The sequence below is a fragment of the Pseudomonas sp. B21-009 genome (assembly GCF_024749345.1).
GTDB lineage: Bacteria > Pseudomonadota > Gammaproteobacteria > Pseudomonadales > Pseudomonadaceae > Aquipseudomonas.
Map to the genome: position 1 here is coordinate 409,522 of NZ_CP087199.1, position 24,488 is coordinate 434,009.

The 24,488-nt window shown below is 63.8% G+C and carries 28 protein-coding genes and 1 pseudogene; 6 read left to right on the top strand and 23 right to left on the bottom strand.

Translation table 11 applies throughout. The features are described 5' to 3' along the window. The first annotated feature begins 69 nt into the window (after nucleotides 1–69). The 3 genes from LOY34_RS01800 to LOY34_RS01810 all read left to right on the top strand — a co-directional run bounded on the left by LOY34_RS01800 (nucleotide 70) and on the right by LOY34_RS01810 (nucleotide 2,636). Nucleotides 70–870, top strand: coding sequence for a transporter substrate-binding domain-containing protein (locus LOY34_RS01800; protein ID WP_176794300.1), 801 nt, complete (start codon nucleotides 70–72; stop codon nucleotides 868–870). A gap of 76 nt (nucleotides 871–946) precedes the next feature. Further along, nucleotides 947–1,909: an amino acid ABC transporter permease gene (locus tag LOY34_RS01805; RefSeq protein WP_045193883.1), complete on the top strand. Its 963-nt coding sequence runs from the start codon at nucleotides 947–949 to the stop codon at nucleotides 1,907–1,909. Next, nucleotides 1,902–2,636: an amino acid ABC transporter ATP-binding protein gene (locus LOY34_RS01810; RefSeq protein ID WP_038999651.1), complete on the top strand. Its 735-nt coding sequence runs from the start codon at nucleotides 1,902–1,904 to the stop codon at nucleotides 2,634–2,636. The genes LOY34_RS01805 and LOY34_RS01810 overlap by 8 nt, the downstream gene beginning before the upstream one ends. 63 nt (nucleotides 2,637–2,699) lie before the next feature. Here the strand turns inward: LOY34_RS01810 and LOY34_RS27395 are convergent, their stop codons facing one another. The 11 genes and pseudogenes from LOY34_RS27395 to ubiE form a co-directional block, all read right to left on the bottom strand. After that, complete coding sequence (locus tag LOY34_RS27395) at nucleotides 2,700–3,572, bottom strand: methyl-accepting chemotaxis protein (RefSeq protein WP_374045263.1); 873 nt, start codon at nucleotides 3,570–3,572, stop codon at nucleotides 2,700–2,702. Continuing rightward, a pseudogene (locus tag LOY34_RS27400) lies at nucleotides 3,555–4,670 on the bottom strand (methyl-accepting chemotaxis protein); the annotation flags it as partial. The pseudogene LOY34_RS27400 and the gene LOY34_RS27395, both read right to left, overlap by 18 nt. 24 nt (nucleotides 4,671–4,694) lie before the next feature. Continuing rightward, nucleotides 4,695–5,402: a 16S rRNA (uracil(1498)-N(3))-methyltransferase gene (locus tag LOY34_RS01820; protein ID WP_093376985.1), complete on the bottom strand. Its 708-nt coding sequence runs from the start codon at nucleotides 5,400–5,402 to the stop codon at nucleotides 4,695–4,697. Next, a complete protein-coding gene (tatC, locus tag LOY34_RS01825; RefSeq protein ID WP_045193879.1) occupies nucleotides 5,399–6,190 on the bottom strand; it encodes a twin-arginine translocase subunit TatC in 792 nt (263 codons plus the stop codon). The genes LOY34_RS01820 and tatC overlap by 4 nt, the downstream gene beginning before the upstream one ends. After that, nucleotides 6,187–6,534, bottom strand: a complete 348-nt coding sequence (gene tatB / locus LOY34_RS01830) for a Sec-independent protein translocase protein TatB (RefSeq protein ID WP_195885502.1) — start codon at nucleotides 6,532–6,534, stop codon at nucleotides 6,187–6,189. The genes tatC and tatB overlap by 4 nt, the downstream gene beginning before the upstream one ends. 3 nt (nucleotides 6,535–6,537) lie before the next feature. Next, a complete protein-coding gene (locus LOY34_RS01835; protein ID WP_045193875.1) occupies nucleotides 6,538–6,807 on the bottom strand; it encodes a twin-arginine translocase TatA/TatE family subunit in 270 nt (89 codons plus the stop codon). Between the two features lie 25 nt (nucleotides 6,808–6,832). Continuing rightward, a complete protein-coding gene (locus tag LOY34_RS01840) occupies nucleotides 6,833–7,168 on the bottom strand; it encodes a phosphoribosyl-ATP diphosphatase (RefSeq protein WP_010222337.1) in 336 nt (111 codons plus the stop codon). 1 nt (nucleotide 7,169) lies between these two features. Further along, nucleotides 7,170–7,562, bottom strand: coding sequence for a phosphoribosyl-AMP cyclohydrolase (gene hisI, locus LOY34_RS01845; RefSeq protein WP_038997556.1), 393 nt, complete (start codon nucleotides 7,560–7,562; stop codon nucleotides 7,170–7,172). A gap of 72 nt (nucleotides 7,563–7,634) precedes the next feature. After that, nucleotides 7,635–9,242 (bottom strand): ubiquinone biosynthesis regulatory protein kinase UbiB, encoded by a 1,608-nt coding sequence (ubiB, locus tag LOY34_RS01850; protein WP_045193871.1) that lies wholly within the window; start codon nucleotides 9,240–9,242, stop codon nucleotides 7,635–7,637. Next, entirely contained in the window at nucleotides 9,239–9,862 is a 624-nt protein-coding gene (locus LOY34_RS01855) for an SCP2 domain-containing protein (protein WP_123564872.1), read from the bottom strand. The genes ubiB and LOY34_RS01855 overlap by 4 nt, the downstream gene beginning before the upstream one ends. Continuing rightward, nucleotides 9,862–10,632, bottom strand: coding sequence for a bifunctional demethylmenaquinone methyltransferase/2-methoxy-6-polyprenyl-1,4-benzoquinol methylase UbiE (gene ubiE, locus LOY34_RS01860; RefSeq protein ID WP_045193869.1), 771 nt, complete (start codon nucleotides 10,630–10,632; stop codon nucleotides 9,862–9,864). Before ubiE ends, LOY34_RS01855 begins: the two co-directional genes overlap by 1 nt. A 124-nt stretch (nucleotides 10,633–10,756) precedes the next feature. Here ubiE and LOY34_RS01865 point away from each other — a divergent pair, with 124 nt between their 5' ends. The 3 genes from LOY34_RS01865 (at nucleotide 10,757) to LOY34_RS01875 (ending at nucleotide 12,490) form a co-directional block, all read left to right on the top strand. Further along, nucleotides 10,757–11,032: a polyhydroxyalkanoic acid system family protein gene (locus LOY34_RS01865; protein ID WP_045193867.1), complete on the top strand. Its 276-nt coding sequence runs from the start codon at nucleotides 10,757–10,759 to the stop codon at nucleotides 11,030–11,032. A gap of 227 nt (nucleotides 11,033–11,259) precedes the next feature. Beyond that, the gene (locus LOY34_RS01870) at nucleotides 11,260–11,679 is read left to right on the top strand and encodes a phasin family protein (RefSeq protein WP_045193865.1); all 420 of its coding nucleotides are present in this window, start codon (nucleotides 11,260–11,262) and stop codon (nucleotides 11,677–11,679) included. Between the two features lie 10 nt (nucleotides 11,680–11,689). Further along, entirely contained in the window at nucleotides 11,690–12,490 is an 801-nt protein-coding gene (locus LOY34_RS01875; RefSeq protein ID WP_195885503.1) for a phasin family protein, read from the top strand. A gap of 117 nt (nucleotides 12,491–12,607) precedes the next feature. Here the strand turns inward: LOY34_RS01875 and LOY34_RS01880 are convergent, their stop codons facing one another. The 12 genes from LOY34_RS01880 to LOY34_RS01935 all read right to left on the bottom strand — a co-directional run bounded on the left by LOY34_RS01880 (nucleotide 12,608) and on the right by LOY34_RS01935 (nucleotide 24,444). Beyond that, the gene (locus tag LOY34_RS01880; RefSeq protein WP_045193863.1) at nucleotides 12,608–13,222 is read right to left on the bottom strand and encodes a TetR/AcrR family transcriptional regulator; all 615 of its coding nucleotides are present in this window, start codon (nucleotides 13,220–13,222) and stop codon (nucleotides 12,608–12,610) included. 13 nt (nucleotides 13,223–13,235) lie between these two features. Beyond that, entirely contained in the window at nucleotides 13,236–14,918 is a 1,683-nt protein-coding gene (phaC, locus tag LOY34_RS01885; RefSeq protein ID WP_045193862.1) for a class II poly(R)-hydroxyalkanoic acid synthase, read from the bottom strand. Nucleotides 14,919–15,037: 119 nt separating this feature from the next. Then, on the bottom strand, nucleotides 15,038–15,889 hold the full coding sequence (gene phaZ, locus LOY34_RS01890) for a poly(3-hydroxyalkanoate) depolymerase (protein WP_045193860.1): 852 nt from the start codon (nucleotides 15,887–15,889) through the stop codon (nucleotides 15,038–15,040). Nucleotides 15,890–15,949: 60 nt separating this feature from the next. Further along, nucleotides 15,950–17,629 carry a class II poly(R)-hydroxyalkanoic acid synthase gene (gene phaC, locus LOY34_RS01895; protein ID WP_195885504.1) on the bottom strand — a complete coding sequence of 560 codons (1,680 nt, stop codon included), beginning with the start codon at nucleotides 17,627–17,629 and terminating at the stop codon, nucleotides 15,950–15,952. A 350-nt stretch (nucleotides 17,630–17,979) separates the two neighbouring features. After that, a complete protein-coding gene (locus LOY34_RS01900) occupies nucleotides 17,980–18,357 on the bottom strand; it encodes a gamma-butyrobetaine hydroxylase-like domain-containing protein (RefSeq protein WP_045193856.1) in 378 nt (125 codons plus the stop codon). 97 nt (nucleotides 18,358–18,454) lie between these two features. Beyond that, on the bottom strand, nucleotides 18,455–19,792 hold the full coding sequence (gene hslU, locus LOY34_RS01905; RefSeq protein ID WP_045193855.1) for an ATP-dependent protease ATPase subunit HslU: 1,338 nt from the start codon (nucleotides 19,790–19,792) through the stop codon (nucleotides 18,455–18,457). 77 nt (nucleotides 19,793–19,869) lie between these two features. Then, a complete protein-coding gene (gene hslV / locus LOY34_RS01910) occupies nucleotides 19,870–20,400 on the bottom strand; it encodes an ATP-dependent protease subunit HslV (protein ID WP_028945572.1) in 531 nt (176 codons plus the stop codon). 177 nt (nucleotides 20,401–20,577) lie between these two features. Next, a complete protein-coding gene (locus LOY34_RS01915; protein WP_195885505.1) occupies nucleotides 20,578–21,849 on the bottom strand; it encodes a dihydroorotase in 1,272 nt (423 codons plus the stop codon). Then, entirely contained in the window at nucleotides 21,846–22,850 is a 1,005-nt protein-coding gene (locus LOY34_RS01920) for an aspartate carbamoyltransferase catalytic subunit (RefSeq protein WP_010221491.1), read from the bottom strand. The genes LOY34_RS01915 and LOY34_RS01920 overlap by 4 nt, the downstream gene beginning before the upstream one ends. Nucleotides 22,851–22,862: 12 nt before the next feature. After that, nucleotides 22,863–23,381 carry a bifunctional pyr operon transcriptional regulator/uracil phosphoribosyltransferase PyrR gene (gene pyrR / locus LOY34_RS01925; protein ID WP_010221492.1) on the bottom strand — a complete coding sequence of 173 codons (519 nt, stop codon included), beginning with the start codon at nucleotides 23,379–23,381 and terminating at the stop codon, nucleotides 22,863–22,865. A gap of 62 nt (nucleotides 23,382–23,443) precedes the next feature. Next, entirely contained in the window at nucleotides 23,444–23,875 is a 432-nt protein-coding gene (ruvX, locus tag LOY34_RS01930; protein ID WP_093376944.1) for a Holliday junction resolvase RuvX, read from the bottom strand. Continuing rightward, a complete protein-coding gene (locus LOY34_RS01935; protein ID WP_045193852.1) occupies nucleotides 23,875–24,444 on the bottom strand; it encodes a YqgE/AlgH family protein in 570 nt (189 codons plus the stop codon). Before LOY34_RS01935 ends, ruvX begins: the two co-directional genes overlap by 1 nt. Nucleotides 24,445–24,488 lie beyond the last annotated feature (44 nt).

Here is a 24,488-nt window from a genome sequence, read left to right on the forward strand (position 1 = left end):
ACCCGTCGCTGTAGGACGGTTCGCGCCAAAAATAAAATTCGAGCTTTCCTGCTAGGGGATCTGGTGATGATTAAGAAGTATCTGTCGATGCTGCTGGTCGGCGTCACGGCGCTGGTTGCGGTAAGTGCCGCGCAGGCGGCTGGTGCCATCGATGACGCGGTCAAGCGCGGCACCCTGCGTGTCGGCATGGACCCTACCTACATGCCGTTCCAGATGACCAACAAGCGCGGCGAGATCATCGGCTTCGAGGTCGATATCCTCAAGGCCATGGCCAAGTCCATGGGCGTCAAGCTGGAGATGGTTTCCACCGCCTATGACGGCATCATCCCGGCGCTGATGACCGACAAGTTCGACATGATCGGCAGCGGCATGACCCTGACCCAGGAACGCAACCTCAAGCTGAACTTCAGCGAACCCTTCATCGTGGTTGGCCAGACCCTGCTGATCCGCAAGGAACTGGCAGACGAGATCAAGTCCTACAAAGACCTGAACAACGACAAGTACCGCCTGACCTCCAAGCTCGGTACCACCGGCGAAATGGTCGCCAAGAAGCTGATCGGCAAAGCCAAGTACCACGGCTATGACAACGAGCAGGAAGCGGTGATGGACGTGGTCAACGGCAAGGCCGACGCCTTCGTCTATGACGCGCCGTACAACGTCGTGGCGGTGAACAAGGCTGGCGCTGGCAAGCTGCTGTTCCTCGACAAGCCGTTCACCTTCGAACCGCTGGCCTTCGGCCTGAAGAAGGGCGACTACGACAGCCTCAACTTCATCAACAACTTCCTGCACCAGATCAAGCACGACGGTACCTACGATCGAATCCACGACAAGTGGTTCAAGGACACCGCCTGGCTCAAGGACATGGAATAAGGCCAAGGCCCCACGCCTGGCTTGAAACCCGACGCGCAGGCTGGTCCTGCGCGTTCGCTTTTACGGAAGTACCCTCGTGATCAAACACAACAAAGCCCAGTGGCCCTGGCACGGGCTGACCGCGCTGGTCCTGATCGGCCTGGCGATCAGCCTGTATTACGCGACCTCGCTGATGTCCTACGAGTGGCGCTGGAACCGGGTGCCGCAGTATTTCGCCTACCAGGCCGAAGTCGCCCAGCGCGTGAGTGAAAACGGCACCATCGAAGCCATCGTCAGCAAGGGCGACATGGCCAGCGTCACCGTACGTGACGAGAGCGGTGGCGAGCAGGTCTTCGAGGTCGAGCAGGCCAGCGTACAGCTGTCGCGCGGCGACGATGTGGCCGAAGGCGACCTGATCGGCGTTACCCACCACTGGGCCGCGGGCCCGCTGGCCTGGGGCCTGTGGACCACGGTATGGATCTCGGTCGCCTCCGGTGTGCTGGGGCTGTTGATCGGACTGTTTGCCGGGCTCTGCCGGCTGTCGAACAACCCGACATTGCGCGACCTGTCGACGGTCTATGTCGAGCTGGTGCGCGGCACGCCGCTGCTGGTGCAGATCTTTATCTTCTACTTCTTCATCGGCACCGTGCTCAACCTGTCCCGGGAGTTTGCCGGGGTGGCGGCGCTGGCGCTGTTTACCGGCGCCTACGTCGCCGAGATCGTCCGTGCCGGGGTGCAGTCGATTGCCAGGGGCCAGGGTGAAGCGGCCCGTTCGCTGGGCTTGAGCGCTGGCCAGTCGATGCGTCATGTGGTGCTGCCGCAAGCCTTCAAGCGCGTGCTGCCGCCGCTGGCCGGGCAGTTCATCAGCCTGGTCAAGGACACCTCGCTGGTCTCGGTGATCGCCATCACCGAACTGACCAAAAGCGGTCGCGAGGCGATCACCACTTCGTTCTCGACCTTCGAGATCTGGTTCTGCGTCGCCGGCCTGTACCTGTTGATCAACCTGCCGCTGTCGCACATGGCCAGCCGGCTTGAGCGGAGGCTTGCGCAAAGTGATTGAAGTCCGTGACCTGGTAAAAGTCTTCGATACCCGTGGGCAGGTGGTGCGCGCGGTCGATCACGTCAGCACCGACGTCGCCAAGGGCGAAGTGCTGGTAGTGCTTGGCCCTTCGGGTTCGGGCAAGTCGACCTTCCTGCGCTGCCTGAACGGCCTGGAGTCGTTCGATGAAGGCACCGTGGCCATCGACGGCCTGCAGTTGGCCGACCCGAAGACCGACGTCAACGCCTACCGCCGCGAAGTCGGCATGGTGTTCCAGCATTTCAACCTGTTCCCGCACATGACCGTGCTGGAGAACCTGTGCCTGGCGCAAAAAGTCGTGCGCAAGCGCGGCAAGGCCGAGCGCGAAGCCAAGGCCCGTGCGCTGCTGGAGAAGGTTGGTATCGCCCAGAAGGCCAACGAGTACCCATCACGCTTGTCCGGTGGCCAGCAACAGCGGGTGGCGATCGCCCGCGCCCTGGCCATGGACCCCAAGGTGATGCTGTTCGATGAGCCGACCTCGGCGCTCGACCCGGAAATGGTCGGCGAAGTGCTCGATGTGATGAAGACCCTGGCCCTGGAAGGCATGACCATGGTCTGCGTCACCCACGAAATGGGCTTCGCCCGGGAAGTGGCGGATCGGGTACTGTTCTTCGATCACGGCAAGCTGCTGGAAGATTCACCGCCGGAGGCGTTCTTCACTTCACCCAAGGACCTGCGCGCCCAGGCGTTTTTGCGTCAGGTGCTCTAGGGCCTTATCGCGGGGCAAGCCCGCTCCCACTTATGTGGGAGCGGGCTTGACCCGCGATGCTTTCTACAGCTGGAACTTGCCGACCAGCGTCTGCAGATGCGTCCCCAACCGCGCCAGCTCGACGCTAGACGCCGCGGTCTCTTCACTGGCGGCCGAGGTCTGGTCCGACACGTCGCGCACATTCATCACGCTCCGGTTGATCTCTTCGGCCACCGCGCTCTGCTGCTCGGCAGCAGCGGCGATCTGCTGGTTCATCGCCTGGATCGACGACACGGTGCGGGTGATGGTTTCCAGCGAGGTGCCGGCGCGGCGGGTCAGCTCGACGCTGCTGTCGGTCAGGCCGCGGCTGGCGTCCATGACCGTGGCAACCTGCTGGGTGCCGTTTTGCAGGCCGGCGATCAGCTGTTCGATCTCTTCGGTGGACTGCTGGGTGCGCTGGGCCAGGCTGCGCACTTCATCGGCGACCACGGCAAAGCCACGCCCGGCTTCACCGGCGCGGGCAGCTTCGATGGCGGCGTTGAGGGCCAGCAGGTTGGTCTGCTGGGCCACCGACTTGATCACATCGAGCACACTGCCGATCTTGTCGCTTTCGGCCTTGAGCTGGCCCATGGCTTCGCTGGAGTGGTTGACCTCGCTGGCCAGGCGCTCGATCTGGGCGATGGCTTCGCCGACCACCCGATCGCCTTCGCGGGCCTGCTGGTCGGCCATCACCGCCGCCTCGGAGGCTTCCTCGGCGTTGCGCGCGACTTCCTGCACAGTGGCGGCCATTTCGTTCATGGCGGTGGCGACCTGGTCGGTCTCGACCTTTTGATTGTTGACCCCGGCGCTGGTCTGCTCGGTGACTGCCGACAGCTCTTCGGCGGCGCTGGCAATCTGGGTGACGCCGTCGCCGATGCCACCGATCAGTTCGCGCAGGCTCACAGTCATGCGCTGCATGCTGCGCTGTAATTGGCCCAGCTCGTCACGGCGATCGACCTTGAGGTCGTGGCGCAGGTCGCCACTGGCGACGCGGTCGGCGGCGTTGAGGGTCTGGCGCAGGGGGATGACGATCTGCCGGGTAATCGCCCAGGCGGCCAGCAGGCCGAACAACAGGGCCAGCACGGTGGCCAGGGCCAGCATCGACTTGGCATGCTGCGACTCGGCATCGCGCAGGCCGGTGAGGGTGGTGGTCAGTTGCTGGCTTTGCTCGATCAGGCTCTGGCCGAGCACGATCATGTGCTGCGCGGCCTGCTCGGAGGCGCTTTGCGCATTGCCGAACTCGACCACCGCGCCACGGTAGTTGCCCAGGGCGCGGGCGGCCTGGTTGAAGTTGCTGGTGTAACTGGCCGGCAGCACTTCGGCCAGGGTCTTGAGCTGCGAGGTGGCCTGGTCGATGGCTTCAAGCGCGGTTTGCTGGAACTCGGGCTTGCCGCTGTAGGTATAGCCACGCACCTGGAAGCGCGCCTGTTGCAGCAGCTTGCTGGCGCCGACCACGCTGTTGAACAGGTTCAGGTCGCTACCGCCGAGCAGTTGTTGCTCGACCTGGGCGATCAGCGCTGCGGCCTCGTCGGCGCTGCTGCCGAGCACGGCGCGAGCGGCTTCGCGCTGCTGGGCGGCTTTGTCGGCACTGGTCAGGGCCTGGTGGTACTGGCGCACGGCGTCGTGCTGCTGCTCGATACGGCGGCGGTTCTCGGGCAGGACAATACGTTGGTCGACCGCTTGCAGCTGGCGCTCAAGCGCCGCCAGGGCGTTGCTCAGACCCTGCGCTGCAGCCTCGTCGCCCTTGAGCTGGAAGCCCTGGCGGGCAATGCGCAGCTCCAGGGTGGCCTGGTGCACCTGGGAGATGCCGCCCAGGGTGTCGCCACGCTCGGTAATGCCGTTCAGGCCCTGCCAGCCGGTCAGGGTAATGGCCAGGGTCAGCAACAGGACCAGGCCGAAGCCGATGCCGAGTTTGAGATTGACGCTCACGTTACCCAGGTGCTGGGCTAACCAACGGTACATGGTGGGACTCCATTGCGATCGGCAGAGGCGATTATTGTTCTGGTGCCAATGCATCGGCCTGGAGCGGCAAAACTGAAGTCAGAACAAGCGTGCCAATAGCGCGGTGACCGCGGTCTCGACGCGCAGGATGCGTTCGCCAAGCTGTACCGGGGCAAGGCCAGCCTTGCCCAGCAGGTCAATCTCGTAGGGAATCCAGCCGCCTTCCGGGCCGATGGCTAGGGTAACGGGCTCGTTCAACCCGCGTGGGCACGGCGGGTACTGGCCAGGATGGCCAACCAGGCCGAGGGTGCCCTCGCTGATGGCTGGCAGGCGGTCTTCGACAAACGGCTTGAAGCGCTTCTCGATGATGACCTCGGGCAGCACCGTGTCGCGGGTCTGCTCAAGGCCGAGGATCAGCTGTTCGCGGATCGCCTCGGGTTCGAGGAACGGTGTTTGCCAGAAGCTCTTTTCGACCCGGTAGCTGTTGACCAGGATGACCTTCGGCACGCCCATGGTGGCAACGGTCTGGAACACCCGGCGGAGCATCTTCGGCCGTGGCAGCGCCAGCACCAGGGTCAGCGGCAGTTTGGCCGGAGGCGGCTGGTCGAAACTGACCTTGAGTTCTGCTTCATGGCCTTCCAGGCGCAGGACTTCGGCCTGGCCCATCAGCCCGCCGATACGCCCGACCCGCAGGCTGTCGCCCACTGCCACACGGTGGATTTCCTGCATGTGGGTGAAGCGCCGGTCAGCCAGCACCACACGGTCGGCCGCGATGAAATCGGCTTCTTCGAGTAACAGCAGGTTCACGGCTGGGTCGCTGGCGGTTGGTCGTTATGGTCGTCGGCAGCGTCTTGCGGGTGCTCGCTGCGCTTGCGGATCAGCCCGCCAAACAGCACGCCGATCTCGAACAGCAGCCACATCGGCACCGCCAGCAGGGTCTGCGAGAAGATGTCCGGCGGGGTGAGGATCATGCCGACCACGAAGCAGCCGATGATCACGTACGGGCGGATCTTTCTCAGGTACTTCACGTCGACCACGCCGATCCACACCAGCAGCACTACGGCCACCGGGATCTCGAAGGCCACGCCGAAGGCGAAGAACAGGGTCATGACGAAATCCAGGTAGCTGGAAATGTCCGTCATCATCGACACCCCTTCCGGGGTGGCGCTGGCGAAGAAGCCGAAGATCAGCGGGAACACCAGGAAATAGGCGAAGGCCATGCCGGCGTAGAACAGGATGATGCTCGACACCAGCAACGGAATGGCGATGCGCTTTTCATGGCGGTACAGGCCCGGCGCGATGAAGCCCCAGATCTGCTGCAGGATCAGCGGAATGGCCAGGAACAGCGAAACGATCATGGTCAGCTTGAACGGCGTCAGGAACGGCGAGGCGACGTCGGTGGCGATCATCGTCGCGTTGGCCGGCAAGTGCGCGCGCAATGGCGCCGAGACCAGGGTGTAGATCTGCTGCGCGAAGGAAAACAGCCCGGCGAAGATCAGGAAGATGGCCGCGACGCAGCGCAGCAGGCGTGTACGCAACTCGGTGAGGTGCGAAACCAGCGGCATCGGCTGGTCGTTTTCCGGAATATCGCTCATGGGGCTCGCGGTGGCTGTGTCGGTTCGGTGGGCGCGCTGGTGGCTGGCGGCGTGGGTTCGCTGCTGACCGGGGTTGCCGGCGGCTCGGGCGTGACGCTGTTGGGGTTGAGGATCTTGCGCGCTTCCTGCTCCATGGAGAGGATGTGCTCGTTGTGCAACTGACGACGGATGTCATCGGCGCCGATTTCGCGCTCGACCTCCTGCTTGATCGCATTGAAGCTGCGCTTGAGCCGGCCGATCCACAGCCCGGCGGTGCGCGCGGCACCCGGCAGGCGCTCGGGGCCGAGCACCAGCAGGGCCACCAGGCCCACGAGCAACAGTTCGCTGAAGCTGATCCCGAACATTGATCAATCTTTCCTGATCGGCTCTTCGACCTTGTGGGCCTGGCCGTCGATGGTCTGCGGCTGGTTCAGCGGCGAAGCGGCCTGGGGCTGGACCGGTTGCACTGGCGGTGGCGTCTGCTCGGCCGGCTTGGACTCTTCTTCGTTCATGGCTTTCTTGAAGCCCTTGATCGACTCGCCCAGGTCGCTGCCGAAGTTCTTCAGCTTCTTGGTACCGAACACCAGTACCACCACCACCAGCAGGACGATCCAGTGTTTCCAGTCAAAAATACCCATGGTGCAATCCCTCGAAATAATTCAGTTAGGCCGACGGCTGACGCGCTGCTTTCTCGGCGTGCCCGGACAGGCCGAAGCGGCGGTCCAGTTCGTCCAGCACCGCCTGCGGGTGCTGGCCCAGTTGGGCGAGCATGACCAGGCTATGGAACCACAGATCGGCGGTCTCGTAGATGACATCGCTGCAGTCGCCACTGTGGGCGGCGTCCTTGGCGGCGATGATGGTCTCGACCGACTCTTCGCCGAGCTTTTCCAGAATCTTGTTCAGGCCCTTGTGATACAGGCTGGCCACGTACGAGCTGTCGGGCTCGGCGCCTTTGCGCGCTTCCAGCACTTCGGCCAGGCGGGTCAGGGTGTCGCTCATGTCAGTGTCCTGCGCTGTAGATGGCATTCGGGTCCTTGAGGACGGGGTCGACGGTTTTCCACTCACCGTGCTCGAAGACCCGGTAGAAGCAGCTTTCGCGGCCGGTATGGCAGGCGATATGACCCAGTTGCTCAACCATCAGGATGATCACGTCGGCGTCGCAGTCCAGGCGCATTTCGTGCAGTTTTTGCACGTGGCCGGACTCTTCGCCCTTGCGCCACAGTTTGCCACGCGAACGTGACCAGTAGATGGCCCGCTGCTCAGCGGCGGTCAGCGCCAGCGATTCGCGGTTCATCCAGGCCATCATCAGCACGCGCCCGGTCTTGTGGTCCTGGGCGATAGCCGGTACCAGGCCATCGCTGTTCCAGTTGATCTCGTCCAGCCAGTCTTTCATCTTCGACTCCAAAACCGGGTTCGATCCTTCGCCGAACCCTTGCGCTAGTGTGCCAGCCAGCGGCCCGGCTGGCTATCGACGCACGATCAGGTAGAGGCCGGCGGCCAGCATCAGCCAGGCCGGCCAGGCAGCAGGGGCGCTGAGGCTCACCGCGCCGGCTGCCAGAGTGGCGCCGCCGCCAAGCAGGCCGGCACCGAGCAGGCGCAGGGCCCAGTGATCGCTCTTGTGCTGCCAGGGCGCTGGCGGGTCGGCCAGGTGCGGTTGCGACATGCGTTCGAGCAGGTCGCGGGTCATGCCGGCCAGGTGCGGGATCTGCTCGACCTGGCCATGCAGGTTCTGCAGCAGGGTCTTGGGGCTGACGCGCTCGCGCATCCAACGTTCGAGGAACGGCTGGGCGGTGCTCCACAGGTCGAGGTCGGGGTACAGCTGGCGGCCCAGGCCTTCGATGTTGAGCAGGGTTTTCTGCAGCAGCACCAGCTGCGGCTGGACTTCCATGTTGAAGCGCCGCGCGGTCTGGAACAGACGCATCAGCACCTGGCCGAAGGAAATATCCTTTAACGGTTTTTCGAAGATCGGCTCGCACACGGTGCGGATCGCCGCTTCGAATTCGTTGAGCTTGGTCTGCGCCGGTACCCAGCCCGAATCGATGTGCAACTGCGCCACACGGCGGTAGTCGCGCTTGAAGAAGGCAAACAGGTTGCGCGCCAGGTAGTCCTGGTCCTCGGGGGTCAGGCTGCCGACGATGCCGCAGTCGATGGCAATGTACTGCGGGCTCCACGGCTTGACCGTGCTGACGAAGATGTTGCCAGGGTGCATGTCGGCGTGGAAGAAGCTGTCACGAAACACCTGGGTGAAGAAGATCTCCACGCCGCGCTCGGCGAGCATCTTCATGTCGGTGCGCTGGTCGGCCAGGGTCGCAAGGTCAGTGACCTGAATACCGTAGATGCGCTCCATCACCAGCACTTTCGGCCGGCACCAGTCCCAGTAGACCTGGGGCACGTACATCATCTCCGAGCCTTCGAAGTTGCGCTTGAGCTGGCTGGCGTTGGCCGCCTCGCGCAACAGGTCGAGTTCGTCGTAGATGGTCTTTTCGTAGTCGTTGACCACTTCCACCGGGTGCAGCAGGCGCGCATCGGCCGAAACCCGTTCGGCACCGCGGGCGATCAGGAACAGCCAGGCGAGGTCCTGGGCAATGATCGGCTTGAGGCCCGGGCGCACGACCTTGACCACCACCTCTTCACCGCTCTTGAGCTTGGCCGCGTGGACCTGGGCTACCGACGCCGAAGCCAGCGGCTCGACGTCGAAGCGGCTGAACACTTCGCTGATCTTCGCACCGAGCTGTTCTTCGATCAGGGCGATGGCTTTTTGCGGATCGAATGGCGGAACCCGGTCTTGCAGCAGCATCAGCTCGTCGGCGATGTCTTCGGGCAGCAGGTCGCGGCGGGTCGACAGCAACTGGCCGAACTTGATGAAGATCGGCCCCAGGTCCTGCAGCGCCAGGCGCAGGCGCGCGCCACGGCTAAGCTGCAGCTCCTTGCGCGGTAGCCAGCGCCAGGGCATGGCATAGCGCAGGCCCATCAGCCACCAGGGCAGGGGCAGGGCGAACAGCAGGTCATCGAGACGGTAACGGATCACGACGCGCTGGATGCGCAACAGACGGCGGACGGCAAGCAGCTTCATGCGTTATCGCTGGTATCAAGGGATCGGGCAAGGCGCTCGATGCGCGCCTCAAGGCGTTCAATATCGACTTTGAGCGTGTCGAGTTCGCTGAAACGGGCTTCGGCTTCGCGCTGGCCGACCAGGGTCCGGGCCTCTTCGGCGAGGTACTCGGAAAGGTTCTGGTTGAGCGCCGCCAGGCCCTGGCGGGTCCAGTTGGCGCGGCTGCGCAAGTGGCCGCTGAGCAGTTGCGTGGCGACCGGGCCGAGCCAGCGCGAGACTTCGTACTCCCAGTCGAGCTCCAGGTCCTGCAGTACCGCCACCAGGTCGAGCAGCACCGCACTGTCGCCTTCAAGCTCGACCTGCGGGCTGTGCAACACGGCGCTCTTGTCCTGGCTGAGGGCCAGGCGCAGCAGGCTGCTGGCCGGCGCGCGCAAGGTGCAGTCGGCCTCATTGGCCCAGTGCGTGGCAAGCATCAGGCCTTCGTCACTGGGCAGGATGAACAGCTGCAGGGCCGGCTGGCGGCAGTCGATGGCAATCACCTTGCCGTCGAGCGGGCGCAGGCGCGGCAGCGCTGTGCTGTCCAGGCGCAAAACACGGTTGAGGCCGTGTTCGACGCTGGCGAGCAGGCCGGCCAGGAGCATCAGGGCTTGATTCCGCGGTGCAGCGCGACGATGCCGCTGGTCATGTTGTGGTAGGTGACGCGGTCGAAACCGGCCTCGACCATCATCGCCTTGAGGGTTTCCTGGTCAGGGTGCATGCGGATCGATTCGGCCAGGTAGCGATAGCTTTCCGAGTCGTTGGTGATCAGCTTGCCGGCCAGCGGCATGAAGGCGAACGAATAGGCATCGTAGACCTTGGACATCAGCTTGTTGGTCGGCTTGGAAAATTCCAGCACCAGCAGGCGGCCGCCGGGCTTGAGCACCCGCAGCATGGAGCGGATGGCGTCTTCCTTGTGGGTGACGTTGCGCAGGCCGAAGGCGATGGTCACGCAGTCGAAATGGTTGTCCGGGAACGGCAGCTTTTCAGCGTCGGCCTGGACGAACTCGATGTTGCCGGCCACGCCGCGGTCGAGCAGGCGGTCGCGGCCAACCTTGAGCATCGACTCGTTGATGTCGGCCAGTACCACCTGGCCGGTGGGGCCGACCAGTTGCGAGAACTTGGCCGCCAGGTCGCCGGTGCCGCCCGCGATGTCGAGCACCCGGTTACCCGGACGCACGCCCGACAGCTCGATGGTGAAGCGCTTCCACAGGCGGTGCATGCCGCCGGAGAGCACATCGTTCATCAGGTCGTACTTGGCCGCCACCGAGTGGAACACCTCGGCGACTTTCTCGGCCTTCTGGCTTTCCGGCACGTCTTTGTAGCCGAAGTGGGTGGTGGGTTCGGCGTGGTCGCCTTTGCGCTGATCGTTCATATCGCTTCACCGGAAAAAATTACTGGCCATTCTAGGGCGTACGGTCGGATTTGTCTTGGCGGGGTGTGTCGCAGGTGGGGCGCGGGCATAATATAAGTATGCCTTCGAACCCAGGATTGAATGAATGACCCAGATCAGCGTTGAACGCAAACACAGCCTGGGCCGCGACGCGGCCCGGCAAAAGGCCGAGGCCCTGGTCGACAAGCTGGCCCGCGAATACGACCTCAAGGCCAGCTGGAACGGCGACAGGGTCGAGGTCAAGCGCAGTGGCGCCAACGGCAGCGTGCAGATTGGCGAGGACAGCATCAAGGTCGAGCTGAAGCTGGGCATGATGCTGTCGATGATGAGCGGGACCATCAAAAGCGAGATCGAGCGGGCGCTGGATAAGGCGCTCGCCTAGCGGCTCAAGGGGGGAGCTGCAAGCTTTAAGCTGCAAGTGGTTCGCGGTGAGTGGGAGGGGCACGACAGTTTCAAGATCACCGCTGCCTTTCTTGCCGCTTGAAGCTTGAAGCTTGTCTCTGCCCCTTTTATTAGTGTGCCAATTCTAATTTTTCCCCCTACCTTGTGCTCAAGCCCAACTTCGCTGGGCAGTTCCTCCATTTCCGTTCAGAGCGTGAGGTGCAGAGCATGGCCAAAGTTATCCTGAAGAAAAAAGACGACGCCCAGCGCACGTTGGGTGAAGTGCGCAGCTACGCGCGCAAGATCTGGCTGGCAGGCCTCGGGGCTTACACCCGGGTCGGCCAGGAAGGTGCCGACTACCTGAAAGAGCTGGTCAAGGCCGGTGAATCGGTAGAAAAACGCGGCAAGAAAAAGCTCGATGCCAAGGTCGATGCCGCCAACTCCGAGATCGATTCGGTGAAGGGCGAACTGAGCAGCGTGAAGGGCAAGGTCGAGGTTCAACTCGACAAAATCGAAAAGGCTTTCGACACACGGGTCGCGAGCGCCTTGAATCGCATCGGCATTCCGTCTAAACATGACGTGGAGACACTCTCTGTCAAGCTCGATGAACTCACGGCATTGCTTGAACGTGTCGCACGTAAACAATAAGGAGAGCGGGATGGCTGGCAAGAAGAATACTGAAAAAGAAGGCAGCTCCTGGGTCGGGGGGATCGAGAAGTATTCCCGCAAGATCTGGCTGGCTGGTTTGGGTATCTACTCCAAGATCGATCAGGATGGCAGCAAGGTGTTTGACAACCTGGTCAAGGAGGGTGAGAAAGCTGAAAAACTCGCCAAGGGCTCTGTCGACTCCGCCAAGGCAACCGCCAAGTCGGCGACCTCGCGCATCAGCGACGTCAAGGACCGCGCACTGGGCAAGTGGGACGAGCTCGAAGGTGCTTTCGACAAGCGCCTTAACAGTGCGATCTCGCGCCTTGGCGTGCCGAGCCGCAGTGAGGTCAAGGCGCTGCACTCGAAGGTCGATACGCTGACCAAGCAGATCGAGAAGCTGACCGGTGCATCGGTTACGCCTATCTCGAAGAAACCGGCAGCGAGCAAGACCGCAGCCAAGCCATTGGCCAAGGCTGCAGCGAAACCTGCGGCCAAGCCTGCAGCCAAGCCTGCGGCGAAAACTGCAGCGGCAAAACCTGCAGCCAAGCCAGCGGCGAAAACCGCAGCGGCAAAACCTGCGGCCAAGCCAGCAGCCAAGCCGGTAGCAGCCAAGCCAGTAGCCAAACCGGCTGCGGCGAAGAAGCCGGCAGTGAAAAAGCCAGCGGCCAAGCCAGCAGCTAAACCTGCAGCGGCGAAGCCGGCGGCCCCTGCGGCCAGCGCTGCACCGTCGCCAAGCCCGGCGCCAGCAGCCAGTGCTGCAGCGGTCGCACCGGCGTCGTCGCCATCGGCAAGCCCGACCAGCCAGGCCTGATTTCAGGCGGCTGTCAGTCTACGCCCGGCCTTGTGCCGGGCGTTTTCATTATGGGTGTTGTACCGGGTTTGTGGGAGCCGGCCTTGCCGGCGAACGGGCTGCGAAGCAGTCCTAGGGTCAGCCATCCAGATACCTCAAGGCCAGCTGCTCTGCCGCATACCGCGACCCCGCCTCCAGGTGCGGCGCCACCAGCATCATCACCTGGTAGACCACCACTCCGACTTCACCTTCGCGAGCCAGCACCCGTTGGTAATCGAGCGAGAACAGCAGGGTCAGGGTGATCTGTTCCACCAGTTGCCCCAGCGCCCGCGTATCGCTGAGCACCTGGCCCTGGGCCTTGAGGCTGGCCAGCAGCGCCGCCAGGGTGCGCTTGAGCGCGTTGAGCAGGTTGCGCATGCCGCGGGCCAGCTTGGGCAGGCGCCCGGTCAGGTTCGACAGGTCCTGGAACAGAAACCGGTACTGGGCCATGCGCTCGACGATCAAGTGCAGGAACAGCCAGTAGTCCTCAGCATCCAGGCGCACTTCCAGCGGCGGGTCGAGCAGCGGCGTGAGCTCGTCCTCGAAGCGTTCGAACAACCCCAGCACCAGCGGCTCCTTGCCGTGGAAGTGGTAGTAGAGGTTGCCCGGGCTGATGCCCATTTCGTTGGCAATCTCCAGGGTCGAGACATTCGGCTCGCCCTGGCGGTTGAACAGTTGCAGGGCACATTCGAGGATACGGTCGCGGGTTTTCATCCGTTCTTCTTGTTCAGCGCGCCTGCACGTAGCTGCCGGGCGCGGGGTCCATGGGAGGGTAGTTCTGGTTGCCGAGGGCCATCAGGGTTTCGCGCTGCACGCCGGAGCGTGCCTGAATCCACTCCAGCCACTGCGGCCACCAGCTGCCGTCGACCTGCTTGCCATCGTAGAGCCAGGCCCGCGGGTCGCTGCTCAGGCGCGGGTTGTCGACGTAGTGCGCCTTGGGGTTGCCCGGCGGGTTGATGATGCTTTGCACATGGCCGCTGTTGGCAAGGATGAAGCGCTTGTCGCCGCCGAGCAGTGCCGCCGAGCGGTACACCGCATCCCAGGGGGTGATGTGGTCGTTGCTGCCGGCGACGCTGAAGCTGTCGACGTTGACCTTCTGCAGGTCGATCGGCGTGCCGCATACCTCAAGGCCTGCGGCGCGGGCCAGCGGGTTGTGCTTGAAGAAGTCCAGCAGGTCGCCGTGCAGCGCCGCCGGCAGGCGGGTGTTGTCGTTGTTCCAGTAAAGGATGTCGAACGCCGGTGGCGCCTTGCCCAGCAGGTAGTTGTTGACCCAGTAGTTCCAGATCAGGTCGTTGGGGCGCATCCAGGCGAACACCCGGGCGATCTCGCGGCCATCGAGCACGCCTTGCTGGTAGGAACGGCGCTTGGCCGCTTCGAGGGTCTGCTCGTCGGCGAACAGGCTTGCCGGGCTGTCGATCTGGCTGTCGAGCAGGCTGACCAGGTAGGTGGCGCTGCTGACCCGGCGCAGTTGGCGCTTGGCTTGCAAATGGCCTTGCAGCGCCGCCATGGTCAGGCCACCGGCACAGGCGCCCATGAGGTTGACCTCGCGGCTGCCGGTGATCGCCCGGCACACGTTGAGTGCTTCCTCCAGCGCCTCGACATAACTCGACAGGCCCCACTCACGGTGGCGCGGGTCAGGATTGCGCCAGCTGATCATAAAGGTCTGCAGGCCGTTCTTGAGCATGTACTGGACGAAGCTGTTGGCCGGGCTGAGGTCGAAGATGTAGAACTTGTTGATCTGCGGCGGCACGATCAGCAAGGGCCTGGCGTACTGTTTTTCGCTCATCGGCTTGTACTGGATCAGTTCCAGCAGCTCGTTGCGAAACACCACCGAGCCCGGCGTGGTGGCCAGGTTACGGCCGACTTCGAAGGCCTGCGGATTGACCTGGCGCGGCAGACCGTCGTTGTGGCGCAAATCATCGAGCAGGTGGTTGATGCCGCGCACCAGGCTCAGGCCGCCGGAGTTGAACAGCTCCTTGACCGCCAGCGGGTTGAGCAGCGAGTTGCTCGGCGCCACGGCATCGTTGAGCAGGGTGAACAGAAAGTGTGCGCGGGCGCGATCATCCGGCGCCAGCTGGCTTTCGTCGATCCACAGGCGGGTCTGCTTCTGCCACGCCAGGTAGGCCTGCAGGCCGCGACTGTAGAGCGGGTTCTGGCTCCAGGCGGGGTCTTTGAAGCGGTTGTCGCGAGGGCCGGGCTGGTAGGGCGTTTCACCCAGCAGCACCTTGCCCAGCTGACCGCCCAGGGCGAGCATGTGCTTGGCGGTATGCAGCGGATGGCGCAAGCCATGACGGCTGACGCTGCGCAAGGTCGAGAGCAGGTCGCGGCCGCGCAGACCGCTGATTGCACTCTGCACGTTCATATAGGTGGCGGGGACCGGTGGCGATCCCTTAGCGGGTTTGTCTTTCATCAGGCAACACTCCGTCGTCAGGCCATCAACAAACACATCAATGCAAGAGCGACACCAACCTCACGCCGCGCACCCGGGGTGCCTGGCATCCTGCCATGGGCTCGGGTGTGGCAGGCGTCTCAGCTGCTGGGGGCGGGCCGAGGGTGCATGACGGCGCGTTGGCGCTCTTGCTGGAGAAACTTCATGATGATCGGGGCGACGGCCTCGGCCCGGGTGATCAGGAACAAGTGGCCGTCGTCGATTATGTGTAGCTGGGCATTGGGAATTCGCCAGGCCAGCAGGCGCATGTTGATCAAGGGAATCAACGGGTCATCGTCACCGGCCAGCACCAGGGTCGGCTGCTGGATCTTGTGCAGCCAGTGAATGCTGGTCCAGCCAAGCCCGGCGAACAGTTGCCAGTAGTAACCGAGCTTGCCGCCTGAGCGCACCTTGGCCGCGTGCGACAGGGCCAGGTCCGGGTCCCGGCGAAAGGCGCCGCCGTAGATCTGCGGGGCGATGCGGATCACATGGGACGGTTGCACGTAGCGCCGGGGGCTGGCCATCAACCACAACACCTTGGGCTTGCCCGGCACCATCACCGCGCCAGCGGCGGTGGCAGCCAGCACCAGTTTCTTGCAGCGCTCGGGGTAGTCATGGGCGAACTGCTGGGCCAGCGCCCCGCCCCAGGACACGCCGATGACATTGACCTGGCCATAGTCGAGGTAGTCGAGCATGCGCGCGGTAAGCTTGGCCAGGCCCGGAAAACGGTAGGGGTGGCGCGGGGTCGATGAACCGCCGACCCCCGGCACGTCGAAGGCAATTACCTCAAGGTCCGGGTCCAGGGCCTGGATGAACGGGAACACCAGCTCCAGGTTGGCGCCGATGCCATTGAAGATCAGCAAGGGCGTCAAGTGCGGCTTGCCGGGTCGGACGGCGGTGCGGATGGTCTGGCCATCCAGGTCGACGGTCCTGAAAATATACGGTTGCGGCATGCGCGAAGCCCTGTGTTGGATAAACGCCGCAGCCCTCGCGAGCTGCGGCGGTGTTCGCTATCAACGCTCGTGAACGTAGGTCCCTGGCGCTGCGGCACCGGCCACATGGGCCTTGTTGCCAAGGTTGACCGGGGCTTTTTTCAGCTTGCCGGAACGCTCGGCCAGCCAGGTGTGCCAGTACAGCCACCAGGAATCGGTGTGCTTGGTCGAGTTCTCTTGCCAGTCGAGGGCGCTGGCGGGCATTTCACTGTTGGTCATGTAGCGCGCCTTGGGGTTGCCCGGCGGGTTGAGGATGCTCTGGATATGGCCGCTGTTGGACAGCAGGAACTCGACCTTGCCACCGAACAGCTGCGCCGACTTGTAGCATGACTGCCACGGCGTGATGTGATCGGCTGTACCGGCGACGCTGAAGATGTCGGTGGTCACCTGCTTGAGGTCGATCGGCGTACCGCACACTTCCAGTGCATCGGGGCGCAGCAGTGGATTGTTTTTGAACATTTCGATCAGGTCGCCGTGGAAGGCGGCCGGCAGGCGCGTGGTGTCGTTGTTCCAGAACAGGATGTCGAACACCGGCGGCTCGTTGCCCAGCAGGTAGTTGTTGACCCAGTAGTTCCAGATCAGGTCGTTGGGGCGCATCCAGGCGAATACCTTGGCCATGTCGCGGCCTTCGAGCACACCGGCCTGATAGGAATGGCGCTTGGCGGCCTCGAGGGTCTGCTCGTCGACGAACAGCGCCACCTGGGTATCGAGGGTGGTATCGAGCACGCTGACCAGCAGGGTCAGGGCGTTGACCTTCTTTTCGCCCAGCGCCGCGTAGTGCCCCACCAGCGCAGTGCAGGTGATACCGCCGGAGCAGGCGCCGAGCATGTTCAGGTCCTTGCTGCCGGTGATCGCCAGGATCACGTCGACCGCTTCCTTGAGCGCGTCGATGTAGGTCGACAGGCCCCATTCGCGCTGGGACTTGGTCGGGTTGCGCCAACTGACGATGAAGGTCTGCACGTTGGAGCGCAGGCAGAAACGCGCCAGGCTCTTTTCCGGGCTGAGGTCGAAGACGTAGAACTTGTTGATCTGCGGCGGCACCACCAGCAGCGGCTTTTCCAGCACCTGCTCGGTGATCGGCCGGTACTGGATCAGTTCCAGCACGTCATTGCGAAACACCACCGCGCCTTCGCTGGTGCCGAGGTTCTTGCCGACCTCGAAGGCGTCCATGTTCACCTGGCTGGGCATGCCGCCATTGTTGACCATGTCCTTGGCCAGGTTCGACAGGCCGTCGAGCAGGCTCTTGCCACCGGTTTCGAAGAAGCGCTTGACCGCCGCCGGGTTGGCTGCGGTGTTGGTCGGCGCCATGGCCTCGGTCATCAGGTTGATGACGAAGTGGCCGCGGCTGATGTCCTGGTCGGAGAGGTTGCTGGTATCGATCCAGTCGTGCAGTTCCTTGCGCCAGGCCAGGTAGGTCTGCAGGTAGCGGCGATACAGCGGGTTCTGGCTCCAGGCCGGGTCGTGAAAACGGCGGTCGTCGCCCTCGGGCTGCAAGCTCGACTTGCCGAAGATCACATCTTTCAGCTCCATGCCGAAATGGGCGACATGCTTGGCACTGTGCAGCGGTTGACGAATGGCCTGACGCAGGACCATTCGAGCAGATGTCAGCAAATCCTTGCGGCGCAAGCCGATCACCGGGTTCAGACCCAGGGTGTTTTCCGAGGCTTGGCGCTGCAGGTCATCGTTATTCTTGTTACTCATCTACGACGCTCCGTTGTCCTGAGACGAGTACCGGTTTGACTGTGCGCGTTACACAGACGAACGCCCGGTACTGCTGCTCGGGTGACCAGTGATAACGAACTGCGGTCCTGCGGCCGGATGCAAACGACGATGAGCCATGCGGGTTTTTTCTGCGTGAGAAGACTGCCTGCTTTCGCTCGCGACCTCTACATACCAGCCCGACCCTGCATTAAATCCGATGCAGGGAACTTGCCAGATCCATTGGTTACCCGACTTTTTGGTATAGCGCAAGACGGCCACTCATTGGCCGTGGTGCAGGCATTCAAGCAAATAGAATTAGAAAATGCGCTCTAAACCCTGAGGGGGCCGAGCTAGAGCATCAGCTTGACGATCGACTCGTTGGGGTCGCGGGATTTGCCGGCTTTTTTCAGCTCGCCAAGGTAGTCATCCCAGAGTTCCTGCTGGCGCAGGCACAGCTGCTCAAGGTATTCCCAGGTGAACAGGCCGCTGTCGTGGCCGTCGTCGAAGGTCAGTTTCAGTGCGTACTGGCCGGCAGGTTCCAGCCCGCTCAAGCCAACGCCGAGCTTGCCGTACTGAAGGATCGGATTGCCGTGGCCCTGGACCTCGGCGGAAGGGGAGTGCACGCGCAGGAATTCGGCGGGCAGGTTGTACACCTCGCCTGGCCCGTAGGTCAGGGTAAGGGTCTTGGAGGCTTTGTGCAGGTTGATGCCGGTGGGGATTCTGGTCATGGATAAGGGCTCTTGGGCTACAAGCTGCAAGCTACAAGCTACAAGAGAAGGCGTCCAGCGCACTTGACTTGCAGCTTGCCGCTTGAAGCTTGCCGCTTTAGAGAATGTAGCGAGACAGGTCTTCGTTCTGCGCCAATTCGCCCAGGTGGCTGTTGACGTAGTCGGCGTCGATGCGGATCGGCGCTTCGCTGTGGGCGCTGGCCAGGTCGCCGGCGCTGAACGACACCTCTTCGAGCAGGCGCTCGAGCAAGGTGTGCAGGCGACGGGCACCGATGTTCTCGGTTTTCTCGTTGACCTGCCAGGCGATCTCGGCCAGGCGCTTGATGCCGTCGGCGGCGAACTCGATGTTCAAGCCTTCGGTTTTCAACAGCTCGCGGTATTGCTCGGTGAGCGAGGCGTGCGGTTCGCTGAGGATACGCTCGAAGTCTTCCGGGCTCAGGGCCTTGAGTTCGACGCGAATCGGCAGGCGACCTTGCAGCTCGGGCACCAGGTCGCTCGGCTTGCTCAGGTGGAAGGCACCGGAGGCGATGAACAGGATGTGGTCGGTCTTGACCATGCCCAGCTTGGTGTTCACCGTGCAGCCTTCGATCAGTGGCAGCAGGTCGCGCTGCACGCCTTCACGGGAGACGTCGGCGCCGCCAACGTTACCGCGCTTGGCAACCTTGTCGATTTCGTCGATGAACACGATGCCGTGCTGCTCGACCGCTTCCAGGGCCTTGGCCTTGAGCTCGTCTTCGTTGACCAGGCGCCCGGCTTCTTCGTCGCGCACCAGCTTGAGCGCTTCCTTGACCTTGAGCTTGCGGCTCTTGCGCTTGCCCTTGCCCATGTTGGCGAACAGGTTCTGCAACTGGTTGGTCATCTCCTCCATGCCCGGCGGCGCGGAAATATCGACACCCACGGCCTCGGCCACTTCGATCTCGATTTCCTTGTCGTCCAGCTGGCCTTCGCGCAAGCGCTTGCGGAACAGCTGGCGGGTGTTGGAGTCCTGGCTGGCGACCTGGTCTTCGTTGAAGCCGGTGCGCGCCGGTGGCAGCAGGGCGTCGAGGATGCGCTCTTCGGCAGCATCTTCGGCGCGGTGGCCGACGCGGATGATTTCCTGCTCGCGGAGCATCTTGATCGCGGCATCGGCGAGGTCGCGGATGATCGACTCGACGTCACGGCCGACATAGCCGACCTCGGTGAACTTGGTCGCTTCGACCTTGATGAACGGGGCGTTGGCAAGCTTTGCCAGGCGCCGGGCGATTTCGGTCTTGCCGACGCCGGTCGGGCCGATCATCAGGATGTTCTTCGGCGTCACTTCAACGCGCAGCTCGGCCGGCAGTTGCATGCGCCGCCAGCGGTTGCGCAGGGCGATGGCGACGGCGCGCTTGGCGTCGTCCTGGCCGATGATATGGCGGTTGAGTTCGTGGACGATCTCGCGGGGGGTCATGGACATGATAGTGATGGTCCTTGGGCTCGATAAGTCAGCGTGGAAAAGCCCGGCCACCGGGGCCGGGCGCCAGAACAGCTGAATTACTCGGCCAGGTCCTGCTCCTCGATGGTCAGGTTGTGGTTGGTGAACACACAGATGTCACCGGCGATGTTCAGCGCGGTCTCGGCGATTTCGCGGGCCGAGAGGTCGGTCTTTTGCAGCAGCGCGCGGGCGGCGGCCTGGGCGTAGGCGCCACCGGAGCCCATGGCGATCAGGCCGTCTTCGGGCTCGACCACGTCACCGTTGCCGGTGATGATCAGCGATGCGTCCTTGTTGGCTACCGCCAGCATGGCTTCCAGGCGGCTCAGGGAACGGTCGGTACGCCACTCCTTGGCCAGCTCCACGGCGGCGCGGATCAGATGGCCCTGGTGTTTTTCCAGTTGCCCTTCGAAGCGTTCGAACAGGGTGAAGGCGTCGGCGGTGGCACCGGCGAAACCGGCGATGACCTGGCCGTGGTACAGGCGGCGGACTTTCTTGGCGTTGCCTTTCATCACGGTGTTGCCGAGAGAAACCTGGCCGTCGCCGCCCATGACGACTTTGCCGTGGCGGCGAACTGAAACGATGGTGGTCAAGGGAGAGTCTCCACGCAGCGGGGCGAAAATGCCTGATGCAGACTCATATGGGGGTGGTGGGAAGGATTTCAACCTTGCAGGATGAGTGGTAATGGCTATCGCGGGTCGAGCCCGCTCCCACAGAGATGGGTGAAATCCTGTGGGAGCGGGCTTGACCCGCGATGTAGCAGCGCAAACTCAGGCTTCGTGACTGATATGTCCATCGACCAAGGTATAACGCACCGCACTCGGCAGGCAGTGGCCGATGAACGGGCAGTTGTCGCCCTTCGAGCGCCATTGCTCGCCGGCCAGGGTCGAGGCCTTGGCGTCGAACAGCACCAGGTCTGCGGCACTGCCTACCTTCAGCTCGCCCGCTGGCAGGCGCAGCGCTGCTGCAGGGCCTGCAGACAAACGTTGCAACAAAGTTGGCAAATCGAGCAGGCCGTCTTCCACCAGGGTCATGGCCAGCGGCAGCAACAGTTCGACACTGCTGATGCCCGGCTCGGTGGCGCCGAACGGTGCCAGTTTGGCATCCCGCTCGTGGGGCTGGTGATGGCTGGAAATCGCCTGGATCACCCCGGACTTCACCGCCTCGCGCAGGCCGTCGCGGTCGGCGCGGGTGCGCAGCGGCGGTTGCACGTGGTAGAGGCTGGAGAAGTCGCGCAGCGCTTCATCGGTGAGGATCAGCTGGTACAGGGCCACGTCGGCGGTCACCGGCAGGCCCAGTTCCTGGGCCTGGGCGATCAGCCGCGCGCCGCGGGCGCTGGTCAGCTGGCTGAAGTGCGCACGCACGCCGGTCTGTTCGACCAGCAGCAGGTTGCGCGCCAGGGCCACGGTCTCGGCGGTTTCCGGGATGCCCGGAAGGCCGAGGAAGCTGGCCATGGCGCCTTCGTGGGCCAGGCCACCCTGGGCCAGGTCGCGGTCCTGGGAGTGGAAGATCACCGTCAGGTCGAAGGTCGCGGCGTATTCCAGGGCGCGGGCCAGGGTGCGGTTGTTGGTAAAGGCATTGAGGCCGTTGCCAAAGGCCACGCAGCCGGCGTCGCGCAGGGCAATCAGCTCGGCAAGCTGCTCGCCTTCCAGGCCTTTGCTCAGGGCGCCGATCGGGTAGACCTTGCTGTGCCCGGCTTCGCGGGCGCGGTCGAGAATCAGCTCGGCCACTGCCGAGGTGTCCAGCACCGGCTTGGTCTGCGGCGGGCAGCACAGGCTGGTGACGCCACCGGCAGCGGCAGCGCGGGTTTCGCTGGCGATGCTGCCCTTGCGGCTGTAGCCGGGCTCGCGCAGGGCGACGTTGAGGTCGACCAGGCCGGGGGCGGCTACCAGGCCTTGGGCGTCGATGCTGCGCGCCGGCTTGAAGCCTGCCGGGGCGGCGCCGATGGCGATGATCTTGCCGGCATCGATGTGCAGGTCAGTGGTCTGGTCCAGGCCGCTCAGCGGGTCGATGACCCGGGCGCCGAGAATACTGAGGGTCACTGGGCGTTCTCCTGCTCGAATTGACGTTGCGCGGTCTGCCCGCTCATGGCCATGGACAGCACCGCCATGCGCACGGCGATGCCGTAGGTGACCTGGTTGAGGATCACCGAGTGGGCGCCGTCGGCCACCGCTGATTCAATCTCGACGCCGCGGTTGATCGGGCCCGGGTGCATGACGATGGCATCCGGCTTGGCCCCGGCCAGGCGCGCGGTGGTCAGGCCGAACAGGCGGTAGAACTCGCCTTCGCTGGGCAGCAGGCCGCCGGCCATGCGCTCACGCTGCAGGCGCAGCATGATCACCACGTCGACGTCCTTGAGGCCTTGCTCGAGGTCGGTGTAGACCTTCACCCCATACTGCTCGATACCGATCGGCAGCAGGGTTTTCGGGCCGATCACGCGGATGTCCGGGCAGCCCAGGGTTTTCAGCGCGAGCATGTTCGAGCGCGCCACCCGCGAGTGCAGGATGTCGCCGACGATGGCCACCGAGAGGTTCTCGAAGCCGCCCTTGTGCCGACGAATGGTGAGCATGTCGAGCATGCCCTGGGTCGGGTGGGCGTGGCGGCCGTCGCCGCCGTTGATGATCGCCACCTCCGGGCACACGTGCTCGGCGATGAAGTGCGCGGCGCCCGAGTCGGCATGACGCACGACGAACATGTCGGCGGCCATGGCTTCGAGGTTGCGCAGGGTGTCGAACAGGGTTTCACCCTTGCTGGTCGAAGAGGTCGACACGTTCAGGGTGATGACGTCGGCCGACAGCCGCTGGGCGGCCAGTTCGAAGGTGGTGCGGGTGCGCGTGGAGTTCTCGAAGAACACGTTGCAGACGGTCTTGCCGCGCAGCAACGGGACCTTCTTCACGGCCCGGGCGCCGACTTCGAGGAACGAGTCGGCGGTGTCGAGGATTTCGGTCAGCAGTTCGCGGGGCAAACCGTCGAGCGAGAGAAAGTGGCGCAGCTGGCCCTGATCATTGAGCTGCAGCGGGCGCTTGGCGTCGATTGGCGTCATCGCGGGGGACTCTTAAAGGGCGGAAGCGGAGGCGAGGTCCTGGCGCTCGAGGGCGAGCGGTGCGGGTCCGGTCAATTTTACCCGTTCATGGGCAGCCAGCGACAGGGTGGCGCCGACCACATTCGGCCGGATCGGCAATTCGCCGGCATCCAGGTCGAGCAGGCAGACCAGGGTCACGCTGGCCGGGCGGCCATAGTCGAACAGCTCGTTGAGGGCGGCGCGGATGGTACGCCCGCTCATCAGTACGTCGTCGATCAGCACCAGGTGCTGGCCTTCGATCTCGAACGGCAGGTCGGACGGGCGCACCTGCGGGTGCAGGCCGTTCTGGCTGAAGTCGTCGCGGTAGAAGGAAACGTCGAGCGTGCCCAGGGCGGCGTCGCTGCCCAGCTCTTCGAGCAGGGCCTGGGCGACCCAGACACCCCCGGTGCGGATGCCGATGAAACGCGGCTCGGCAATGGCGCGGCGGGCCAGATGGGCGCGAAGGTCGACGGCCATCTGCCGGATCAGTTCGGCGGGATTGGGTAGGCTCATGCTTGCTCCTCAAGAGGCCGGGGAGCGGTGCGCTGGCCCGGCTTGAATGCGATGATCGGGTCTCAGGCCCCGGTATTGGCCTCCAGCCAGCCCTGCAGCAGCAAGGCGGCGGCAATGGCATCCACCGGATTGTCGCGGTAACTGCCGCGCTGGCCGCCACGGGCCATGCGCTCGCCCTTGGCTTCGAAAGTGGTCAGGCGTTCATCGTGGGTGTGGACCGGCAGGTTGTATCGACCATTAAGGCGGCGGGCGAATTTTTCTGCGCGCTCGCTCATCTCGCTGGGGCTGCCATCCATGTTCAAGGGCAGGCCGACCACCAGGGCGTCGGGTTTCCACTCTTTGATCAGTTTTTCCACCTGGGCCCAGTCCGGCGTGCCGTTCTGCGCCTTGAGGGTGCACAGCTCGCGGGCCTGGCCGGTGATCACCTGGCCGACGGCGACGCCGATCTGGCGGCTGCCGTAGTCAAAGCCCAGCAGTAGACGTACTTCGGCCATCAGGCGTGCCCCGCCTGGCTGGTCAGCAGGCTGAGGTTGATCCCCAGGCTTGCCGCCGCAGCGGCCAGGCGCTGCTCACAGGCCATGCCGAAGATGATCTCGGGGTCGAACGGGCAGTTCAGCCAGGCGTTGTCGGCCAGCTCCGCTTCCAGCTGCCCGGCTTCCCAGCCGGCATAGCCGAGGGTAATCAGGCTCTGTTTCGGGCCCAGGCCGTCGGCGATGGCGAACAGCACGTCCTGGGAGGTGGTCAGCGACAGGCCGTCGAGTTCGACGGTGGCCTGGAAGCTGCGCTCGCTGGTGTGCAGGACGAAGCCGCGGTCGGTTTGCACCGGGCCGCCCATATAGATTGGTACATGAATGCAACTGGCCGGCGGTTCGACGTCCGGGCGCAGCTGTTCGAGGATATCGGCCAGGTTGAGGTCTTGTGGCCGATTGACCACCAGCCCCATCGCCCCATTGGCGTTGTGCTCGACGATGTAGGTCAAGGTCTGCGCGAAGTTCGGGTCGGCCATGTGTGGCATGGCAATCAGGAACTGATGCTTGAGGTAATCCGGGCTGAGGTTCTTCATGCCTGATAGTGTGGCGGTGAGTGGCCACGCTGACAAGGTGCTGG

Bases quoted from the DNA above. Each gene is read 5' to 3' on its own strand.
- LOY34_RS27395 (WP_374045263.1), bottom strand. From the start codon at position 3,572: ATGCAGCGCATGACTGTGAGCCTGCGCGAACTGATCGGTGGCATCGGC.
- tatC (WP_045193879.1), bottom strand. From the start codon at position 6,190: ATGAGCGATATTCCGGAAAACGACCAGCCGATGCCGCTGGTTTCGCAC.
- tatB (WP_195885502.1), bottom strand. From the start codon at position 6,534: ATGTTCGGGATCAGCTTCAGCGAACTGTTGCTCGTGGGCCTGGTGGCC.
- LOY34_RS01835 (WP_045193875.1), bottom strand. From the start codon at position 6,807: ATGGGTATTTTTGACTGGAAACACTGGATCGTCCTGCTGGTGGTGGTG.
- LOY34_RS01840 (WP_010222337.1), bottom strand. From the start codon at position 7,168: ATGAGCGACACCCTGACCCGCCTGGCCGAAGTGCTGGAAGCGCGCAAA.
- hisI (WP_038997556.1), bottom strand. From the start codon at position 7,562: ATGAAAGACTGGCTGGACGAGATCAACTGGAACAGCGATGGCCTGGTA.
- ubiB (WP_045193871.1), bottom strand. From the start codon at position 9,242: ATGAAGCTGCTTGCCGTCCGCCGTCTGTTGCGCATCCAGCGCGTCGTG.
- LOY34_RS01855 (WP_123564872.1), bottom strand. From the start codon at position 9,862: ATGCTCCTGGCCGGCCTGCTCGCCAGCGTCGAACACGGCCTCAACCGT.
- ubiE (WP_045193869.1), bottom strand. From the start codon at position 10,632: ATGAACGATCAGCGCAAAGGCGACCACGCCGAACCCACCACCCACTTC.
- LOY34_RS01865 (WP_045193867.1), top strand. From the start codon at position 10,757: ATGACCCAGATCAGCGTTGAACGCAAACACAGCCTGGGCCGCGACGCG.
- LOY34_RS01870 (WP_045193865.1), top strand. From the start codon at position 11,260: ATGGCCAAAGTTATCCTGAAGAAAAAAGACGACGCCCAGCGCACGTTG.
- LOY34_RS01875 (WP_195885503.1), top strand. From the start codon at position 11,690: ATGGCTGGCAAGAAGAATACTGAAAAAGAAGGCAGCTCCTGGGTCGGG.
- LOY34_RS01880 (WP_045193863.1), bottom strand. From the start codon at position 13,222: ATGAAAACCCGCGACCGTATCCTCGAATGTGCCCTGCAACTGTTCAAC.
- phaC (WP_045193862.1), bottom strand. From the start codon at position 14,918: ATGAAAGACAAACCCGCTAAGGGATCGCCACCGGTCCCCGCCACCTAT.
- phaZ (WP_045193860.1), bottom strand. From the start codon at position 15,889: ATGCCGCAACCGTATATTTTCAGGACCGTCGACCTGGATGGCCAGACC.
- phaC (WP_195885504.1), bottom strand. From the start codon at position 17,629: ATGAGTAACAAGAATAACGATGACCTGCAGCGCCAAGCCTCGGAAAAC.
- LOY34_RS01900 (WP_045193856.1), bottom strand. From the start codon at position 18,357: ATGACCAGAATCCCCACCGGCATCAACCTGCACAAAGCCTCCAAGACC.
- hslU (WP_045193855.1), bottom strand. From the start codon at position 19,792: ATGTCCATGACCCCCCGCGAGATCGTCCACGAACTCAACCGCCATATC.
- LOY34_RS01920 (WP_010221491.1), bottom strand. From the start codon at position 22,850: ATGACGCCAATCGACGCCAAGCGCCCGCTGCAGCTCAATGATCAGGGC.
- pyrR (WP_010221492.1), bottom strand. From the start codon at position 23,381: ATGAGCCTACCCAATCCCGCCGAACTGATCCGGCAGATGGCCGTCGAC.
- ruvX (WP_093376944.1), bottom strand. From the start codon at position 23,875: ATGGCCGAAGTACGTCTACTGCTGGGCTTTGACTACGGCAGCCGCCAG.
- LOY34_RS01935 (WP_045193852.1), bottom strand. From the start codon at position 24,444: ATGAAGAACCTCAGCCCGGATTACCTCAAGCATCAGTTCCTGATTGCC.